Annotated in this window: 13 protein-coding genes and 2 pseudogenes; 8 read left to right on the top strand and 7 right to left on the bottom strand. The window is 62.0% G+C overall.

Annotated elements, in window-relative coordinates; all coding sequences use genetic code 11:
• Positions 1-94: 94 nt before the first annotated feature.
• Positions 95-1252: an ABC transporter ATP-binding protein gene (locus I6F38_RS36090; protein WP_223153799.1), complete on the bottom strand. Its 1158-nt coding sequence runs from the start codon at positions 1250-1252 to the stop codon at positions 95-97.
• Between I6F38_RS36090 and I6F38_RS36085 the strand changes: the two genes are divergently transcribed.
• From I6F38_RS36085 to I6F38_RS36060, 6 genes and pseudogenes are all read left to right on the top strand, one after another.
• The gene (locus I6F38_RS36085) at positions 1209-2945 is read left to right on the top strand and encodes a hypothetical protein (protein ID WP_011091003.1); all 1737 of its coding nucleotides are present in this window, start codon (positions 1209-1211) and stop codon (positions 2943-2945) included. The genes I6F38_RS36090 and I6F38_RS36085 overlap by 44 nt on opposite strands.
• 98 nt (positions 2946-3043) lie before the next feature.
• Complete coding sequence (locus tag I6F38_RS36080; protein WP_011091004.1) at positions 3044-3457, top strand: hypothetical protein; 414 nt, start codon at positions 3044-3046, stop codon at positions 3455-3457.
• Between the two features lie 272 nt (positions 3458-3729).
• Positions 3730-8056, top strand: a pseudogene (locus I6F38_RS36075) (strawberry notch-like NTP hydrolase domain-containing protein).
• A complete protein-coding gene (locus tag I6F38_RS36070) occupies positions 8056-9123 on the top strand; it encodes a toprim domain-containing protein (protein WP_011091007.1) in 1068 nt (355 codons plus the stop codon). Before I6F38_RS36075 ends, I6F38_RS36070 begins: the two are co-directional and overlap by 1 nt.
• Positions 9124-9484: 361 nt before the next feature.
• Positions 9485-10387, top strand: coding sequence for a transposase (locus tag I6F38_RS36065; RefSeq protein ID WP_018646331.1), 903 nt, complete (start codon positions 9485-9487; stop codon positions 10385-10387).
• 723 nt (positions 10388-11110) lie between these two features.
• Positions 11111-12040, top strand: coding sequence for a DUF2493 domain-containing protein (locus tag I6F38_RS36060; protein WP_011091010.1), 930 nt, complete (start codon positions 11111-11113; stop codon positions 12038-12040).
• A gap of 324 nt (positions 12041-12364) precedes the next feature.
• Here I6F38_RS36060 and I6F38_RS36055 read toward each other — a convergent pair whose 3' ends face one another.
• Together I6F38_RS36055 and I6F38_RS36050 are read right to left on the bottom strand one after the other, a co-directional pair.
• Positions 12365-12817, bottom strand: a complete 453-nt coding sequence (locus I6F38_RS36055) for a hypothetical protein (protein ID WP_018646330.1) — start codon at positions 12815-12817, stop codon at positions 12365-12367.
• 171 nt (positions 12818-12988) lie between these two features.
• A pseudogene (locus I6F38_RS36050) lies at positions 12989-13220 on the bottom strand (ISL3 family transposase); the annotation flags it as partial.
• Between I6F38_RS36050 and I6F38_RS44305 the strand changes: the two are divergent.
• Positions 13143-13724: an IS110 family transposase gene (locus I6F38_RS44305; RefSeq protein ID WP_011091013.1), complete on the top strand. Its 582-nt coding sequence runs from the start codon at positions 13143-13145 to the stop codon at positions 13722-13724. The pseudogene I6F38_RS36050 and the gene I6F38_RS44305 sit on opposite strands and share 78 nt — an antisense overlap.
• A gap of 413 nt (positions 13725-14137) precedes the next feature.
• Here the strand turns inward: I6F38_RS44305 and I6F38_RS36040 are convergent, their stop codons facing one another.
• From I6F38_RS36040 to I6F38_RS36030, 3 genes are all read right to left on the bottom strand, one after another.
• A complete protein-coding gene (locus I6F38_RS36040) occupies positions 14138-14641 on the bottom strand; it encodes a GNAT family N-acetyltransferase (RefSeq protein WP_011091014.1) in 504 nt (167 codons plus the stop codon).
• An 82-nt stretch (positions 14642-14723) separates the two neighbouring features.
• The gene (locus I6F38_RS36035) at positions 14724-15935 is read right to left on the bottom strand and encodes a hypothetical protein (protein ID WP_011091015.1); all 1212 of its coding nucleotides are present in this window, start codon (positions 15933-15935) and stop codon (positions 14724-14726) included.
• Positions 15932-17407, bottom strand: a complete 1476-nt coding sequence (locus tag I6F38_RS36030; RefSeq protein ID WP_016842696.1) for a coproporphyrinogen-III oxidase family protein — start codon at positions 17405-17407, stop codon at positions 15932-15934. The genes I6F38_RS36035 and I6F38_RS36030 overlap by 4 nt, the downstream gene beginning before the upstream one ends.
• Positions 17408-18725: 1318 nt before the next feature.
• On the opposite strand from I6F38_RS36030, the gene I6F38_RS36025 reads away from it, so the two are divergent.
• Positions 18726-18881 carry a hypothetical protein gene (locus tag I6F38_RS36025; RefSeq protein WP_018646329.1) on the top strand — a complete coding sequence of 52 codons (156 nt, stop codon included), beginning with the start codon at positions 18726-18728 and terminating at the stop codon, positions 18879-18881.
• Here I6F38_RS36025 and I6F38_RS36020 read toward each other — a convergent pair.
• On the bottom strand, positions 18878-19156 hold the full coding sequence (locus I6F38_RS36020; protein ID WP_011091019.1) for an HU family DNA-binding protein: 279 nt from the start codon (positions 19154-19156) through the stop codon (positions 18878-18880). The genes I6F38_RS36025 and I6F38_RS36020 overlap by 4 nt on opposite strands.
• Between the last annotated feature and the right edge of the window lie 356 nt (positions 19157-19512).

Raw genomic sequence — 19512 nt, 5'->3', positions numbered from 1 at the left:
ATCCGACAGCGCACGGCGAGCGGCCGGTCGTGCTCGTGGGCATGCCGGGTGCCTGAAACTGGGCGTCTTACGAAACGGCTGCGGCACTCTTCGTCTAAGTCACTGACAAGGCGCAGTCGGTCAGATCGACCACGACGTCGCTCGTGGAGATGACACCTCTCCGATGAGTGATCGCTAGCACAGTCACATCCTCAGCTAGCGTGCGTATATGGTCCATAACGTCCCGTTCGGTTCGTTCGTCGAGCGCGGAGCTAGCCTCGTCGAGAAGAAGGATCGCCGGCTGTCCATAGAGCGCGCGGGCAATAGCAACGCGCTGTCGCTCCCCGCCGGAAAGCTTCAAGCCGCGTTCTCCAACGGTTGTTTCAAATCCTTCCGGTAGCGCCTCAATCAACGGGAGAATAGCGGCTTCTTTCGACGCATCGCGAAGGCGTACCTCGTCGCGGGGCCGTCCTAACAAAATGTTGTCAGCTAGCGGCTCATTGAGCAACATCACCTCCTGCGGCACGAGAGCAACTGCGGCATACCAATCCGCGCGATCGACGCTCGCTATATCCGTTCCATCGACGAGAATTCGGCCGTAGTCGGGCTCAATCGATTTCAGGGCGAGCTTAAAGATCGTGGACTTCCCCGATCCGGTTTCACCGACAAGAAAAGTAATCCCGCCGCGCCCGGCCTTAAACGAGACGTCGGTAACGCCGCGACCGTTGTCGTAGGCATAACCAATGCTCTCGAAAGAGAGCTGGTCAGCGGAGGGCTTGAAATCGTGAGCATGAGATGCTTGCCGCTCTTCTGGTGCGGCCCACAGTCTACCTAGAGGGATGAGGTCGGCTCGCGACCGCGCCACGTCAGAGATCGCCCTCGCGACCGTCTCAAAGGGCATATTGAGCTGAAGCAGAAGCGTATTGAATAGCACCATATCGCCAATGGTGATCGCGCCGGCGTGATATTCAGGTATAAGAAGGAGAAGCGTGACCGCAAATTGCAGCGCGACGGCAAGGCCGAGCACGGCGATGTAGGCCAGTCGTTGCAACACGTAGGCTCGCCAGTTATCACGCACCTCCCGCGCCCTTATCATAAAGCACTCGTTGATCCAGGAGTGACTGCCGAAATGGCGCAACGTGTCCATCGCGTTCATGACGTTGCCGACGAACCGAGCATTCTCCTGTCCGGCTTCGATCGCCGCATCCAGGAGCGCGCGTGCCTGACGCGTGGAACTCCAGGTCAATGCAATCGCGATTGCGGTCTTCTTCACCTCGGTCAATGTGGTGAAGCAGCGCTTGCGCCTGGCCTCGGTCTCGCCCGCGTTGCTCGACATCTATGCCGAGGACGGCATGTCGCTTGAGCAGTTGATGGCCTTCACCGTCACCGCGGATCATGGACGCCAGGAACAGGTCTGGCAGGCCATCTCCGGCTCCTGGCAGAAGGAGCCCTATCAGATCCGCCGCATGCTGACGGAGAAGACGGCGCGCGCCTCCGACCGGAGGGCCGTGTTTGTCGGCCTCGACGCCTACGAGGCGGCTGGCGGTGTGGTGCTGCGCGACCTGTTCCAGTCCGACGACGGCGGTTGGCTCGAGGACGTCGCTCTGCTCGACCGCCTGGTCGCCGAGAAGTTGAAGGCGGAGGCAGAAACGATCGCTGCCGAAGGTTGGAAGTGGATCGAGGTCGCGATCGACTTCCCCTACGGCCACACGCGTGGCTTGCGCGAGCTGGACAGCGTATCCGCCGGTCTCACCGCCGAAGAGCAGGCGACCATCGAGGCGCTCAAGGCCGAATTTGCCAGGCTGGAAGCCGAGCATGACGGCGCGGATGAGCTGCCCGACGAGGTTGACCAGCGACTTGGCGAAATCGAGACGGCTCTCGCCGTCTTTGACGATCGACCCATCAACTATCAGCTTGCCGACATCGCCCGCGCGGGTGTGTTCGTCGGCATCGACGCCGAAGGCACGCTCTTGGTTGATCGCGGTTACGTCCGCCCTGAGGACGAGCTACCCGTGGCCGAGCCAGAGCAGGGCAGCGATGGCGAACCCGCTGCCGCGACCTTCGACGGCGCCGAACCATCAGCGCCGGGAATCCAGCGCGCCGTCATCACCATCGGCGGGCAGCTCGCGGAGGCAGAGGATGAGGATGATGATGCGGTGAAGCCGCTCCCCGATCGCCTGCTGACCGAGCTCACGGCGGAGCGGACTTTGGCGCTGCGCGACAGGCTGGCGATCACGCCTTCGGTCGCCTTCCAGGCGGTGCTGCACAAATTCTGCCTCGACGTCTTCTCCCGCTATTCCTCCTACGGGACGGCGATGGAGGTCTCGGTGCGCAGCGTCAGCTTCCCGGTGCAAGCGCAAGGGCTGAAGGACACGCCAGCGGCCAAGGCGATCGACGCGCGCCACAAGACGTGGGAGGAGCGCCTGCCCAAGGAGAAGACCGAACTCTGGGATTGGCTGACCGGCCTCACCGGCGACGAGCAGGCGGCGCTCTTCGCGCACTGCGCCTCATTCGGCATCAACGCGCTCTACGAGAAGGGCGACCGCTACGGCGGCGGCATCACGCCGCACACCGTCGAGCACCGGATCACTGAGGCCGATCGCATCGCCCGGGCCGTCGACCTCGACATGGTGGAGTCCGGTTGGCGCCCGACCGTCGAGAACTATCTCGGCCGCGTCCCGAAGCTCCGCATCCTGGAAGCGGTGCGGGAGGGGGCCGGCGAGCGGGCCGCGCAGCTCATCGATCATCTGAAGAAGGGCGACATGGCCAAGGAGGCCGAGCGCCTCCTCGCCGAGGCCGGCTGGCTGCCCGAGCCCCTGCGGATGCCCGACGCCCAATTGGCGGCGGCTGTCGATGCTGCGGAGCCCGAGGGCGATGGCGAGGCGCTGCCGGAATTCCTCGCCGGCGACGACGAGGAAACTCCGGCCGATGAAGCAGACGAGTCGCGCATGATCGCGGCCGAATAGCTCGAGCACGCGGGGCGGCTTCGGCCGTCCCGCGTCTTTTCACTGCCATTCACACCAAAGCCTGGCGCGAGCCGGGCTTTTGCATTCTGGAGGCTATCGTGCCCTTCTTCACCATCGAGACGACCTATCATTTGCCGATCTATCGGCAGCGAACCTACGAAGCCGAAACGCTCGACCAAGCCTGCGATCTTGCGATCGCCGACGAGGGCTGGGACGACAACAGGTCGGACGTTGAAACGTCTGGCGATACCTATGTTACCGGTGCCTGGGAAGGCCGCGACGCTGCCTATAGCGGCCCACGCCTGGCGTTTCCCTCACGTTTCGGCGAGCAGGTCCAGCGCAAGGCCGGCCATTTCGAGTTGCTGCTCGGTCTGCTCAAAATACTCATCCACGTTCCGGAGGAAGGCTCAATGGATGTCGAGCTTTGGCGCCGGCGGGCAGACGCCGCCATCGCGAAGGCCGAGGCCATTCTCGCGGGCGAAAATGATCCGATCGAAGGAGCTGCGTCGTGACGAAATACGCCGTCACCGTCGTCGAAGGCGATGCGAGCTACCTCGCGGAAGCGGGCGCCGCTGACGAAGGCCAGGCGTAGCCGTCCTGGCAGTTCGGATACTGACGAACGCTTTGTACACGGCGCGCCGCCAACCCGGTGGGGCGCCGTTTCTCATGTCGGGCACCGCCTTGATGCTGAGAGGGAGAGGACGGCCGGGACGGGTTTGAGCCGGCGCGGTCAGAGAGAGCGCCGATCGGCTCGCCCATTCCCGCTCTCCTGAAGGCTTCCTCCATGAATGACCATTCCCCGATCGCGGCCGACCCGGCCGCTCCGATCTCGCCTGTTCGCGCTCCCGAGAGCGCCAGTATCATCATCGCTGCCGCGAGTCATCTCCTTCCGCATCTCGAGCGTGGCCGACGCATCGACGCCGCGCTTCTCCGCGCCGCAATGGAAGTGGCCTCCGGCGCATCCGATGCGACGGGCGCCTGGGACTGGAAGATGGCCTATGACACTTGTGAGGTCGCCACCGTCCTGTTCTTACGCAAATACGGAAAGGCGCTCTTCCGCAAAGCTGATTCTGCGGCTTCACGACTTTCCGCTTTGGAAAAGATCGCAAGGCTTCTGCCGACCCACACGCGCCGCTCTGCCGAGAGCGAAATCTTCCAGCAATTCTCGACCCCGATTCCGCTCGGCCTGGCTGCGCTGACTGCGGCCGCCATTACTGCGGCGGATCGCGTGCTGGAGCCGTCCGCCGGCACCGGGCTGCTCGCCATCCTCGCCGAGATTGCCGGCAGCGGGCTTGTGCTGAACGAACTGGCCAAGACCCGGGCCGTGTTACTTTCTTCTCTCTTTCCGGCCGTTTCCGTCACGCGCTTCGACGCGGCCCAAATCGACGACCACCTCGATCCCACGGTGGTCCCGAGTTTCGTGCTGATGAACCCGCCGTTCTCGGCGATGGCAAACGTTTCGGGCCGGATGGCCGACACCGCGTACCGTCACATCGCCTCGGCCCTGGCGCGTCTCGCCGATGGCGGCCGGCTGGTCACGATATCAGGCGCAAACGTCTCACCCGAAGCCTCAGCCTGGCATGACGCCTTCGCCCGACTGCAGGAACGCGGCCGCGTGGTGTTCACTGCGGCGATCGCCGGCGCGGTCTATGCCAAGCACGGCACCACGATCGAGACGCGTCTCACCGTCATCGACAAAGTGCCTGCCGCGGATCCGAGCGCGTTCCCGGCGTCGCCGGGAATGGCGCCCGACGTTGCGACACTGCTCCGCTGGATCGGCGAACACGTTCCACCTCGTCTGAGCGTCGCATCGACCGGTGTGCTTCCCGTGTCAGCCTCGCCGGCGCGTCGCACCGTGCGCGGCTATCTCGCGAGCGCCGCTGCACAGCCGGTTAAGGCGTCGGTCGCCGATCCCGAAGCCGTCGACCTCGCTTATGAGGCGACAGATTGGGCGCCGCCCGAGGGCGCGCGCCTCAGCGACGCCATCTACGAAGAATACCGGCTCCAATCGATCCGGATCCACGGTGCGCAGGCGCATCCGACCAAGCTGGTGCAGTCGGCCGCGATGGCCTCGGTCGCGCCGCCGAAGCCGAGCTATCGGCCACGGCTGCCGGCAAACCTCGTCAGCGATGGCATTCTGTCCGACGCCCAGCTTGAGACGGTCATCTATGCTGGCGAGGCGCATGGTAACTATCTCGCTGGCGCCTGGACGGTAGACGAGACCTTCGACCTCGTCGCGGCCGCCCGCGACGACGCACCGAACGCCGTCCGCTTCCGTCGCGGCTTCATGCTCGGTGACGGGACCGGCGCCGGCAAGGGTCGCCAGTCCGCCGGCATCATTCTCGACAACTGGCTCCAGGGCCGGTGCAAGGCGGTCTGGATCTCTAAGTCCGACAAGCTGCTCGAGGACGCGCAGCGCGACTGGTCGGCGCTCGGCATGGAGCGTCTGTTGGTCACGCCGCTCTCGCGCTTCCCTCAAGGGTACGACATCCGGTTGGCCGAGGGCGTCCTATTTTTAACCTACGCTGCGGTCCGACGACCGCGGCGAGAAGCTTTCGCGCGTCCGGCAGATTGTTCAATGGTTGGGCTCCGACTTCGACGGCGTCATCATTTTCGACGAGAGCCATGCCATGCAGAATGCCGGTGGCGGCAAGGGCGAGCGGGGCGATGTCGCGCCCTCGCAGCAGGGGCGTGCAGGCTTGCGTCTTCAGCATGCGCTGCCCAATGCCCGCGTCGTCTATGTCTCGGCGACCGGCGCCACCACCGTCCACAATCTCGCCTACGCCCAGCGCCTCGGGCTGTGGGGCGGCGAGGATTTTCCGTTCGCCACCCGCGCCGAGTTCGTCGAGGCGATCGAGGAGGGCGGGGTCGCTGCGATGGAGGTGCTCTCTCGCGATCTTCGTTCGCTCGGTCTCTACACCGCCCGCTCGCTTTCCTACGACGGCGTCGAGTATGAACTGGTCGAGCACCAGCTCTCCGACGAGCAGCGCCGGATCTATGATGCCTACGCCGCTGCCTTCAGCGTCATCCACAATCACCTCGACGCGGCAATGGAGGCCGCCAACATTACCGGTGAGAACGGCACGCTCAACCGCCAGGCGAAGTCGGCCGCGCGCTCGGCCTTCGAATCGGCCAAGCAGCGATTCTTCGGTCATCTGCTCACCAGCATGAAGACGCCGACCCTGGTCCGCTCCATCGAGCGGGACTTGGCCGAGGGCCATGCCGCGGTGATCCAGATCGTATCGACCGGCGAGGCGCTGATGGAGCGTCGGCTCGCCGAGATTCCACCTGAGGAATGGAACGACGTGCGCGTGGACATCACGCCCCGCGAATACGTGCTGGATTACCTCGCCCATTCCTTCCCGGTGCAGGCCTATGAGCCCTTCACCGACACCGAGGGCAATCTCTCGTCGCGGCCCGTCTTCCGCGACGGCCAGCCGGTCGAGAGCCGCGAGGCCGTCGCCCGCCGCAATGAGCTGATCGAGCGGCTCGCGTCGCTTCCGCCTGTTCCCGGCGCGCTCGACCAGATCGTGCAGCGCTTCGGCACGGACCTCGTGGCGGAAGTGACCGGCCGTTCGCGGCGCGTGGTGCGCAGATGTGACCGCCTTACCGTCGAGAACCGTGCAGCTTCCGCCAATCTCGCAGAGACCGCCGCCTTCATGGATGACCTGAAGCGCGTGCGTGTCTTCTCGGAGGCTGGCGGCACAGGCCGCAGCTACCATGCCGAACTCTCGGCGCGGAATCGCCGGCTTCGGGTCCATTATTTGCTCGAGCCGGGCTGGAAGGCCGATGCCGCGATCCAGGGTCTCGGCCGAACGAACCGCACCAACCAGGCGCAGCCGCCTCTATTCCGCCCCATTGCGACCGACGTGAAGGCGGAAAAGCGCTTCCTCTCGACCATCGCGCGCCGGCTCGACACGCTGGGTGCCATCACGCGCGGCCAGCGCCAGACCGGCGGCCAAGGCCTGTTTCGGCCTGAGGACAATCTCGAGAGCCACTACGCCCGCGATGCGCTGCGCCAGCTCTACCTGCTGCTCGTGCGCGGCAAGGTCGAAGGCTGCTCGCTCGAGATGTTCGAGGACGCCACGGGCCTGAAGCTCGTCGACGAAAACGGCATCAAGGACGAGCTACCGCCGATCACGACGTTCCTGAACCGGCTGCTCGCGCTCACGATAGGCCTGCAAGCTTTGCTGTTCACGGCCTTCGAGCAATTGCTGAACGCCAAGGTCGAAGGCGCCATTGCTAGCGGCGTCTACGACATTGGCCTGGAGACGCTACAGGCCGACAGCTTCGTCGTCACCGGTCGGCATCCGATCTACACGCACCCTGCGACCGGCGCGGAAACCCGGCTGCTCACGATCACCGAACGCCGGCGCAACCGTCCCATGACGCTGGATCAAGCGCTCGATTATCTCGCCGATGCTCGGGCGGTGCTGCTGGTCAACGAGCGCTCGGGTCGCGCCGCGGTGCAGATTCCGGCGCCGAGCTTCATGCTCGATGACGGCGAGATCGAAAGTCGGGTGCGGCTGATTCGTCCGATGGAGCACCATCATGCTTCGATGAAGATGATGGACGAGAGCCACTGGCAGCCTACGGATCGCGAGACATTCGCCGCGGCATGGAACGGCGAAGTCGTCGACGTTCCCGAGTTCGCTGAGAGCACGCTCCACATCGTCGCAGGTCTGCTGCTGCCGATCTGGAAGCGGTTGCCGAACGAGTCGACGCGCGTCTATCGGCTCCAGACCGATGCTGGCGAGCGCATCATCGGTCGCAGGGTCTCGCCAGCTTGGGCCGCGAGCGCTTGCATGACCGCGACCTGCAGCTTGACCCCGAACGAAGCCTTCTCGGCGCTGATGGAGGGGCGCACCGTCCTTGAGCTCGCCGAGGATCTGCAGCTCCGTCGTGTCCGCGTGATGGGCGCCCATCGCTTCGAACTGTCCGGCTTTACAGATGTGATGCGTGACCGGTTGCGCGCATACGGCCTCTTCAGCGAAATCATCTCGTGGAAGCTGCGCATGTTCGTGCCATCAGATGCGACCGGCGCCGCCGTGTTGGCAAAGGTGCTCGACCACTATCCGATCGTGCGCATCGGCGAGCGGGAGGCCGCCTGATGGCCCGCGACAACGCCTCCGAACTGGCCCGCCGTCTTGCGCGTGACGCCGAGGCCGTGTGCCGCCATTACCTGTCCAACGGGCGGCGCCAGGGCCGATATTGGACGGTGGGCGACGTCCGCAATACGCCCGGCCGGTCGATGTTCGTCCGGCTCAGCGGACCGGAATCCGGACCCGGCGCCGCTGGGCATTGGCGAGATGCTGCCTCGGCCGAGCATGGCGATCTCCTCGACGTGATCCGCGAGAGCTGCTGTTTCACGAACTTTCGCGACGTCGCCAATGAGGCACGACGCTTTCTGAGCCTGCCGCGTCCAGAACCGGAGCCTGCGCCAAATCGCCTCCGGTCGAGAACGTCGCCCGCGCCCCTCGGATCGCCAGAGGCGGCGCGGCGGCTCTTCGGCGTGTCTCAGTCGATCGCAGGCACACTCGTAGAAGCGTATCTCCGCAATCGCGGCATTACGGCTTTGCACGAAACCGGAAGTCTGCGCTTTCACCCACGTTGCTACTACAGGCCCGACGACCACAGCGCGACCGAGACCTGGCCGGCGATGATCGCCGCCGTCACCGATCTCCGCGGCCACCTGACCGGCGCGCATCGCACCTGGCTTGACCCCGGAGGCTTCAGCGAGACGACGCTCGGCAAGGCGCTGATCGACACGCCGAAACGGGCGATGGGCGACCTGCTTGGTCACGCCGTTCGATTTGGCCTAGCGGGTGAGGTCATGGCGGCCGGCGAGGGCATCGAGACGATGCTGTCGCTCCGCAGCGTGCTGCCGACCATGCCGATGGTCGCGGCCCTATCGGCGGCGCATCTCTCAGCCATCCTTCTCCCGGACACGCTCCGCCGGCTCTACATCGCCCGCGATGACGATCCTGCCGGTGACGGCGCCATGGCGACCTTGATCGATCGGGCGCAGGAGGCCGGGATCGAGGCGATCGTGATCTCGCCACGGCTTGGCGACTTCAACGAGGATCTTCGTCTGCTCGGATTTGACGCCCTTCGGGCCGCGAGCCGCGTGCAGATCGCGGCGCAGGACGTCGCGCGCTTTATCGAGCTGGCGGCATAGCCGGAACGGGGATGAGGTGCGACGCAGCCGCTTCGTTATCGCGAGGCCGGTGGTCCTGCTTCCCCTCGGCGCCGGAGAGGACCGCCCCACGGCCTTCCGAGAGGGCGATCGGGCGGCAAGCGGCCCGGACCGGCAACCTCGTGGACCGACTATTTTCCGTCGGCGGCAGAGCCGCCTTTACATCGCGAGGCAAAATAGTCGGCCCCCTTCGTTCCTCCGCTAACGCTCCGGCCCTCCGCTGCGCTGCGGGTGCAAGTCCGTTCCGCCCGCCGCTTTCGTCGCCATGAAGATCCTATGAGTGGCGACGGCGGTCCGTTTCGATACGATCGGCATTGCCAATCGTCGAAAAGGGAGCGATCAGATGAAATTAAATGGAGATGCTAACAAGACGACGAACAAAGTACTGAACGCAATCTTCGTCTCTGTCGAATTGAGCCGGAAGACTTGGCTCGTCACATCGCTGGTGCCGGGAACGGGGGAGAAGCTGTCACGTCACACAGTGATGGGTGGTGACATTGCGGGGCTTTTGGAACGTCTCGCCCGACTGAAGCAGAAGGCATTGGACAGAACCGACCAATCCTATCCCATCATCGTCATTCAAGAAGCTGGACTCGACGGCTTTTGGGTCCATCGGGTTCTGCAGGCCCAAGGGCACGAGAGCCATATTGTTGACGCCGCCTCGATCGCAGTTTCGCGGCGTCGTCGCCGGATCAAGACAGACCGGCTGGATGGAGAGACCCTCATCCGAGCCTTGCTGGCCTTTGAGCGAGGCGAGCCGCGTGTTTGCTCGATGCTGCGTGTGCCCTCGCCCGACGACGAGGACCGTCGCCGCATAACACGCGAACGCATGGTGCTGATGCAGGAGCGAATCCAGCATAGCAACCGAATCAAGGGCCTTCTCTTCTCGCAGGGCGTCACCGATTACGATCCACTCCGGCGTGGTCGGCGCGAGCGGTTCGAGGCTGTGCGAACCGGTGATGGACGAGATCTCCCGCAGCATATGAAGCGCCAGTTCGACCGGGATCAAGGAATCGGAAAGTCCGGAAACACGCGCCTGCGCTCCACACTGCTGGAGATGGCTTGGCTTTGGTTGCGTCATCAGCCCGGCTCGGCGCTCAGCCGATGGTTCAACGAGCGTGTCGCCCAGAATGGCGGCCGCTTCAAGAAAGTCATGATCACGGCATTGGCGCGCAAGCTCATCGTGGCTCTGTGGAAATACGTTAGCGCCGGAGTTGTGATCGAAGGCGCCATCGTTCGGCCATGACAACATCGCTTCCCAGTTCGGTCCGGGCCTAATCAGCTCGCCCGGAACCAGGGTGGACGACCGGATCGCGGCTTGGCTCGCACGCCGTCACGAAGAATGGTCTCGTCCTCTTGAGCCTTTGCCGCCGTAGGCGGGATTTTGGTGCGGCCGCATGCGCGGCGACCGGATGTGAGGTTGATACGTGCATTGGCGCGGATCAGCAGATCGGCTCAGACCTTGGGTTCGAGAGCGGGAAGCAGGCCGGTAAGGGGCAGCGCCGACGATATCGAGGTGCGCCCAATGCCAGCGTCGTTCTCGGCAGACTTGCCGACGAAGCCACCGTGCGGCCTCTCTCTTGGCTGGTCTGGCGCTGTCCGGCCTATGCCAGCAACGGCTTCGCCGACCTTCTTCCCCGGCGTGTGCCACGCCTTCCTCGCGAGACAAGAAGCTCGGCTATCGCCGTCCTCCGCTGTGCTGCGGCCCTCCGGGTGCAAGCCGGCCGTCCATCGCCTCTCGACCGCCATCGAGACCGCATCGGGTGGCTTCGAGGAACAGTCAGGAGAAACGAAAATGGCTCAGATCGGTACGTTCAATCACGGCGAAGATGGCTCCTACACCGGCACCAAGCGTCCGATTTGTACTCCACAATAATCTCGAGTTCACCACCGCTCATTCTTGCCTTGACCAAACAACTCTCATGTGAGGCCGCGATGGGCGCGGTCGATCCGACCAGGGAAAGCCGCAATGACCACCGACCACGACGACGATCTCGAGCCGCACCAAAGCTCATCCCCAACCGACCAAGTGCTCCAGGAACTCCAGCTCTTTGGCTACCGTCCCTTCCACGATGAGCCCGATCCCCGGCGGCTCCCTGAAGCGCGAGTCCTCGCCGGCAGCATCGTCGACATCTTCGATGCCCTCGTGGTGGAGCTGTCCGATACCCGTCTTGAGCCCGACCTCGAGGACCTGCTCTGGTCGACGGTGAACGTCTTCCACCGCGCCAGCGACAGGATCGAACGAGAGCTCGACGGCAATGAACTGGCCCAGCAGCGCTCCCAGCGCGAACAGGACGGCAGCGAGGTGAAATCCGTCGAATTGGAGCGCCTGACGGCGGAAGGTCAAACACTGATCGAGCGACGCAACGCCTTCGAGCTGATGCGCGACCAGGCCGCCGACGAGTTCGAACGCCACACCCATTCCGTCTGGCGGCCGCGCAACGGGTCGAGGGTCAACCACCGCAATCTGACCTCCGCGATGATCGACAGCCGCGACTTCCTGGTCGCGAAGAAGCGCGCCGACAATCAGGTGCTCATGCCGCCCGGACCGAAAGTCGCGCTGACCGGTGGTCTCGACTTCAACGATCACCGGTTGATCTGGGCCAAGCTGGACCAGGTGCACGCCAAGCATGCGGACATGGTGTTGCTGCACGGCGGATCCCCCAAGGGCGCCGAGTTGATCGCCGCCAAGTGGGCCGGCAATCGCAAGGTTCCGCAGATCGCCTTCAAGCCCGACTGGACGAAGCATGCCAAGGCCGCGCCGTTCAAGCGCAACGATGCGATGCTGGAGACGCTACCCATCGGCGTGATTCACTTCCCCGGTACCGGTATCCAGGACAATCTGGCCGACAAGGCGAAGAAGCTCGGCATCCCGGTCTGGAGGTTTGGCGGCGCGTAAGCGCTGCCGCAAACACTAACGGCTAGAAGCCTGCGGCTCGCTCAATGCGGCTGATTGTGCGATTTGAGCTGCGGCCCCGACGCGTCGGCCGCAGCCTTGCACCGGGTTTGCTCGGATCTTCGTTCAGATCACAATTTCGAGCAAGGCCCCCACTCTCGTCCCCGCGCGCGGCCTTGATCACCTCTCCGACGTCGAGGGCGGTGTTGGTAATTGTCCATCCTTGCAGAGCGGAGGTCTGCCGTACCTCCTCATCGCTCGCGGCGAGGATTTCCTCGCTCAGCGCTCCGAGCAGGCGGGCCAGATCGAGACTGGGGTGCTAGCGTGTCACTTACTCCAGTTTTGTTGATGGCGCAGCAGGGTGCGCCGCATCCGCCGTCGCGTCGTGTCGTAGTCGAGCTCGGACATATCATGGACCTTGCAGATTTCTCTGGCCGTCAGGCCATCGGCCATGCCCGCAATGATCTTCAGCGCCCGGGGATCGGCTTCGAACAGCCGATAGACGTTGGCCAACTTCTGGGCGGCGGCCAGGATCCGCTCCGGATCGGGCTCCTCATCGGCCTCGTCACCGGGCCAGCTTCTCTGGTCCGGATCATCTCGGCTCACAAGCAGCCTTTGCTCGAGCCGCGCACGCCGCCAATGGTCGTTGCAGATACTGCGCATGACACCCGACAGAAACGCAAGAATGGGTACGTCTGGCGGCCAGGGGCGCGAGCCGTCGAGAACGCGTGCGATCGCCTCGTGGAGGATGTCGTTCCAGCCAACTCCTCCCGGCAGCATGCGTGTTTTTGTTGAGGCTCGCACAATCGTGACGACCTCGAGGCTGCAGTCGTAGGCGGGAAGTCAGCTACCGTAAGAATCGCAATTCCTGAATAATATCAGGGCAAGCCTCACAAATCCGAGGCTCTCTTTTTGCCGCGGTAATTGCCTATGGTGTTCGGAGACGGTGACCCCGATTGCGCTGCGGATCTGGCGCATCGATTTGTGGACGGCATCGAGGAAGGCTCGACTGGCGTTCTCCATCAACGATCTGCGACCTGAACCGCGTGCGGCAGGGCCTTTGCCGCAGCTTCGCCATATCCCCCGCCGCGATCGCGATCGTGGGATGAGGGCGAGCCGGGCTTGGATCCGGCAGCAGGGTGACGATCCGGTGCCTTTCCAGGTTACAGATGATGCTGGCGTATCAGGTCGCGAGATCTTGAGTGGCGATCATCCACTGCTCGGCGTGATATCCCCGCTGCTGTTGATCCACAAGATCGACGACGAAGTCCGCGGACTGGCAAAACTGGACGAGACCGCACGCCGCCTGATGACGGTTCCTGGTGTCGGCGTGGTGACGGCCTTAAAGATCCGACATACGATTGATGACCCATCCCACCTTCGATCGGCATCAGCCGTCGGCGCTTATCTGGACCTTACACCGCGGCGCAGTCAGCCCGGCGCAACCATTGGCAAGATCTCTCGATGGGGTGGCCGGCTTCCCCGAACCTACTTGTTTGAAGCCGCGGCCGTCCTGCTTTATCGAACGAAGAAATGGTCCTCCCTCAACGCCTGGGGCATGAAGCTCGCAAAGCGGATCGGCATGAGGAAGGCAAAGGTCGCCATTGCGCGGAAGATCGCCATAGTTCTTCACTGCATCTGGGTCAATGGCACATCGTTCGACTGGGGTCAGGCGAAGGAAGCCTGACCCGGTTTGTCAGCTCCTGGTACGGTCCGCCGAACTAGCGATGTCCCGCTGGGACGGTGCTTGTGACGACCTCGTTCATTCATTCGGCTGGTGGCGGCTCGACCGTACTCCGCTGCAGACGTTGAGGCGTCCGCCCCGGACCTCATCATGAGGTGCTGCGCGACCTCGGAAAGGACCATGATCTCAGCGATGGCATCCGCAGGTCCAGGGCGCGTGCAATGCTTGGCCGACGATCATGTATCAGCTGCGCTCGCACCATCTCCACAACCCCGGCCAACGGCGCGAGCGCTACCGTCGTGCCGCAGGCGAATCCAGAAGGATTGCTTGACATTGAACTGCAAATTAAAGGGCCGAATGATAGTATTGCGCTAGGAAGCCGTCGATAGCACTGGGGGCCGGCGCGCCTGCCAGCCTTACTTACCTGGCATAGAGAACTCGTCCCGACCGGTGAGCCGCTTCTCGTAAAAGATCACCGCATATCCGTCCAGTATCCCTTCTCTGCGGCGAACATAGCCAGTGCTCTCATAGAGTCTTTGAGCCCCTACCTGGATCGTTGTCGTGTCGAGCACGATCTGCTTGAATTCCAGCGCAACGGCTCGCGATTCCAACTCACGAAGAATCCGTCTTCCAAGCCCCCGTCGTTGAAAGGAGGGATGGACCCGCATGCGCTTCAATTCTACGACGTCATTGTCAAGCGGTTTCAAGCCACCCATGGCAGCGAAATCGGAACCGATATGCGCAACCATGAAGTCGCCGCCTGACTTGATGTAGACCTCCCCGATATTCCGTAGATCATCGCCCCATGTCCCTTCCGGACTACATACACCAACATCCTGCGACGCGGTTGTATGCAGATGCCAGACATTATCGGTGTCCGCTGGCGCGAACCGACGAAAGATCACTTCGTCCTTAGACATCTATGATACTTTATCCTTTGGCATCGGACGCCGGTGCTCCGACACGATCCCGGGTTCTTCCGAGCAGATACTAATCCTCGGCCTACGGAGGCAGTGTCAATAGCCGCTGGCAAAGCACGACCTCAATACTCTCCGACGCCTCAACTCCGACAAGTGGTCGACCTGGCTCAACCGTGTGCTTCAGGGCCGCACGACGATGCATCCGGGTAAATCGGTCCAGCGCGCAAACACAGGCCTCGTGTAGTCTCTCGATTTCACGGCCGCCGCGCTCGACCACGGGCGAAATGGTTGCAGACCTTGGAAAGTCCGCTTTCCCTTCGAGCCAGGCTGGCTTGAGCCATGCATCCCTGTTGTCTGGCGACAGCCAACAGAACACCTTGCCAATGCTCGTCTGCGGATAGTATTCGGACAGCCGATATAGATCCCAATAAAATTGAGGTTTTTGACGAAATAGCTCTTCGCCGACCAGCAAAACCGAGACCGCGACAACGCGAGCCGAGAAACGGCCGCTTGGACCAAGCGTATTCCTATAAGGATTTTTTCCGTAGAACGCGCGAAACTGGCTGAACAGTTCTGGCGACATATGGTCCTCGAAACGCGTCAAAACATCTTGTGCGGACTCAAGCCGCGCCACGCATTGCGTAAGACATCGAGAAGCATCCGCGCCACCTAAGTCTCGCAAGTCGAGCAGCGCATCCATTGCTGACTGCAATTCGCTCTCGATCAGTTGATGGCCGGCGCAAAAATCACGCTCCTCGACGCCAACTGCGCCAAGGCAATACAGGCGGGGGTCGCTCTGTACCGGATTCGTAAGGATCATGTCTTCGTAGGAGAGGACACCAACGCTAGGCTGACGCTGGCACGTCAAGCTCGCCAGGCGGCTTAATTCCGCTCCCACGGTCAATTCGGCGTCAGAAGGATCGAGGCCGGCAAAGGCCGACATCTGATAAGTGCAATTGACGAGATACTGGATGTCTGTTTTGGCTATTTCGAAATCGCACTGCGGCAGCCTCAACAGCAGCCCGCTGTAGTCTGCCTCACCAATCATTGCGTTGACGCTACGCCCGAACGCCTTTATCGCTCCATTTGGTCGTTCACTACGTTGGATCTCCGCAACACAATGCGGCAGTTGTTCGACGGTAAAGTTGCTCACTGGTCCAAGCGGACGCTTTCGTTCACTTCGATCAATGCTATCAGTTAGATGAGAAAAAATGTCCTCCGAACGGTTGGGCGACCGTTCAGGGGCGACTGGCGAACCACTATCGACCGCAGTCGGGCGCACCACCGATGTCATTGAAAGACCTCTTTCATCTGAACACTTGAGCCGTATCTCGCCGCCGGCGAGTAATCATGTTTTTCGATAAGATCCGTTCGTTTGTCTGCTATCCGACCGTCATTGTATGCGACCTGCTCAAGCACATTATTCGAGAAGAACAGCAGTGACACTGCACCCGAATTGATAGTGCCGGCATCAGTTAACGAAAGGACGCCATCCTTCGAAATGCAGATGAGTCCTGCCTCCTTCAAGGCCCTTAGCTCGCGAGCAAAGTATACTTCAAGGGATACGCCAAATTCCCGTTCGAAGCGGGAGAGCAACACGCCGCTGCTTCGCAGGGCGAACATTAACGTCCTGCGCATGAGATCATCCTGCGATAGGACGACGCCTTTCCACACCGGTTTCTCGCCCGCTTCGACCCTGGACAAGTAGCGATCCAAATCCACTTCGTTGTAGAACTGACACTCGCTCATGAAACCAAATCCGCTGACCCCAAACGGGACCAGATTATTATCGTTCCAGGAATCGTATTTTCGGGCTTGTTGAAAGGAGTGCGGTTGCGACATCTTAGTCCAATAGAAAATCGGTCCATGGCGGTAGCCGAGACTCGTGAGCATATGCTCGGCCATAAAATGCATCATGACGCGCTCCTTCGCCCCGGCGAATTGATATCGTCCGCGCGCCAAGTGACGAGCTATGGGGTCGGTCGATTTGAACATCAATGGAAATATATTGAACTTTTCAACTTCCATATCGAGGAGGCCGATCAGAGAGCCGTACCAGCTCCGGAGCGTCTGCTGCGGCAATCCGTACATCAGGTCGAGCGACAGGTTCTCGACACCCATCCCCTTCAGCAACTTTACGGTTTGCATCACCTCGTCCACACCATGCCCGCGGTTGAGTATCCGCAAAATATCTCGATCTAGAGTCTGAACACCCAGCACGAAGCGGTTTACGCCGCCTTTAAGGAGAGTAGATATGCGATCGGCAGCGTCTGCCTGCTTGGCAAGAGACGGATGTAACTCGAAACTCACCTCCGAATTGGACAAGTCAAAGCGCTTCCCAATCATACCGAACAATGCTTTGAGCTGATTGTTCGTCAAGAATGAGGGAGTGCCGCCTCCAATGAAGGCTGTCTCAATTGCGCTGCCGGCCAGCGCCGCGTCTGACCAACTCATCTCCTTATCCAGGGCCGCCAAGTAGCGTTCGACTCGTCGGGGAGGAGGATTGATCTCCTTGCCGAAGTGGCAAAAGGTGCAGTTCTGATGACAGAAGGGGATGTGGAAATAGAGGTCAATCGACGGCGCAATGCGATCCAACAATATGTCTGGATTGATCTCCCCCATGGCCTTAAGGGGGGGATATGTGCCGACCAGGTAATCGTTAAACGTGTCGAGGTGCAAATTGCGCGACCTTAACATGTCAATGTTGATGTCGTACGAGCGGTCGATCGCGAATTCCAGGGCCTCGGAATAGGTCGGCGTACTCATCTTTCGTGCTCCTTAGGATTTTGCGTTAAGGCAAAGGTGCGATGGCAGTTCTGTTCGTTCGGCGACGACGTAAGGATGTCGCTGTCGGTGCGAACATTGTGCGCGCGGCGGCGCCGACGGGCGCGAGCATTCGTCGAGAGAATGATGCGCTCCCCACAGACGTGTTGGAAGCGGAGGTGGTCTCGGCGAATTCGCTCCGAGCCACGAAGCTTTCGCGCGACCTCCCTTCGCTCCTTTCTCCGCAGCCGCCACTTTCGCAGGGCGCCAAACCTCGTTTGCCTCTTGGGCGATGCCGAGATTGCCCCTGCAGGATCCTCCGCATGCCGCATGACAGCTCCAGCCAGCCACACTGGTTCGGGCCTGCTCGGGACTAATTGAGCCGAATGGTAGGTCGATCCGATCGTCTTGAGCGTCAGCCAATTTGGATGACGGCAACGACTCCGGCGTTGCGCCCGGCAAAGTTCGGGCCGCCCCCAACTCCACGTTGTCGCGGCAATTGCACTTATTCTGATCAGTCGAGCAAGTCTCATCTAAATCCCTGGGCCGACGACGGAGAGACCGCCACGGTCGGGCGGATCGGTCACCGTGTTCCAGCAAGCGACGTGCCATCAAAGATGGGCAACGCTTGCTTGAAAACAGGCGCAAACACGCGCTCCGGACCGCGAGGAGGTGAGGCTTGCGCTTCGGTGTCCAGTCTCGAACAAAAGAGCTTGAACCAGACACACCTGTGCAGCGCCTATCGTGACTGACGGCGACTAGTCTCTCTCAATCCGACGGTCGCCATCTTCAAGGAAGGCAGCGACGACGACGAAGAGGAATTCAGGCACGTAACTTGCGCGGTTGCGGCCACCGATCCGTTGGCAGCCGGGAAGTTGACCATGAAAGACTGCGGCGCCAAGGCTGCAACCCTAAACTGCCCGATCGAAGAGGAACAGTTGCAAAGGCTCGGCTTGGGCCCGATGAGCTGATAGCTATACAGGATGACGAGATCGCTCCAATCATCCCCTGACCCGGACGCCACTAAGCGCTGCACGGCGGCATCGCGGTGGGCCTCGTGGAATCGCCCAGATAGCGATACCTTCACCCGCCTCGCAGACGATTTTCTCGGTCGTCGGGGCCATTGCCGTCAGCATCACGGCCTTCGTCCGACTCACCGGAATGGCCGCAGGCGGACCAGCCAAACACCGCTTGACGCGCGGCTGATATCGGTAGGACGGTGGGGCCGCTCCAGGCATCCAGACTGGCACCAAGCCTTCATCATCGAGCCTGCGCTAACCGCGGCTTTAGCGCCGATGGTGCGAGCTCGGAAACAGAGATCATGGAGGACACCGTGGCGACCATCAGCATCTTCCGGAAGACCGGCAACAACGAGTTGACCGGTCCGATCCGCACGCTCGCCTTCAACGTCAAGGCACGGCCCGTCTCGCATCGAGAACCCTCGGACAAGGGGGCCGGCCTGCGCTCCTGCCTTTAGCCGTTCAGCACATCCTTGAGGGCCTTGGCCGGGGCGAACGTCAGCTTCTTCGCCGCCGCGATCTTGATCGTCGCGCCAGTCGAGGGATTGCGGCCTTCGCGTTCCGGGGTGTGCTTCACCTTGAACTTGCCAAAGCCCGGCACATTGGTTTCAGCGTCGCTCGCTGCTGCATCGGCGATAGACTTGAAGACACCGTCCACGATGGCCTTGGCTTGCGCCTTTGGCAGATTGTACGCCTTGGCGATCTCGTCGGCGATTTCAGTGGCGGTGGTCATGGTGTGACGTTCCTCGGGGATGTCGGTTGCAATTGGCTGCGCGCAGCCTCGGCGCTCTAAGCATAGAGGAGCGCGCATCGCAGCCACGTCAAGACGCGGCCTGGCCGCTTGCGCGAATTATCCCATGGATTCGGCTTACGTGAGCAGCTTTCGCGAACGGGTCTGGCGCGCAAGCCGGCGATTGGCTGCATTCTTCTGGGTGATGGCCGGAGCGAACTCGTCATAATTAGTCGTCCGTTAAGAAGCCGGATTGATCGAGGCTGGCCGGGCGAGCGTGCGCCATAGCTGGGCCAGGAACAGGCACAAGAGATATCTCAGCCAGGCGAGGATGCGGCGGAAGTTGTGTCCGACGGCTG

Source organism: Bradyrhizobium sp. BRP56, from assembly GCF_020194035.1.
GTDB classification, from domain to species: Bacteria; Pseudomonadota; Alphaproteobacteria; order Rhizobiales; family Xanthobacteraceae; genus Bradyrhizobium; species Bradyrhizobium australafricanum.
The sequence above is the reverse complement of the archived record's forward strand: the minus strand, read 5'-3'. Positions and strand labels throughout refer to the sequence as shown.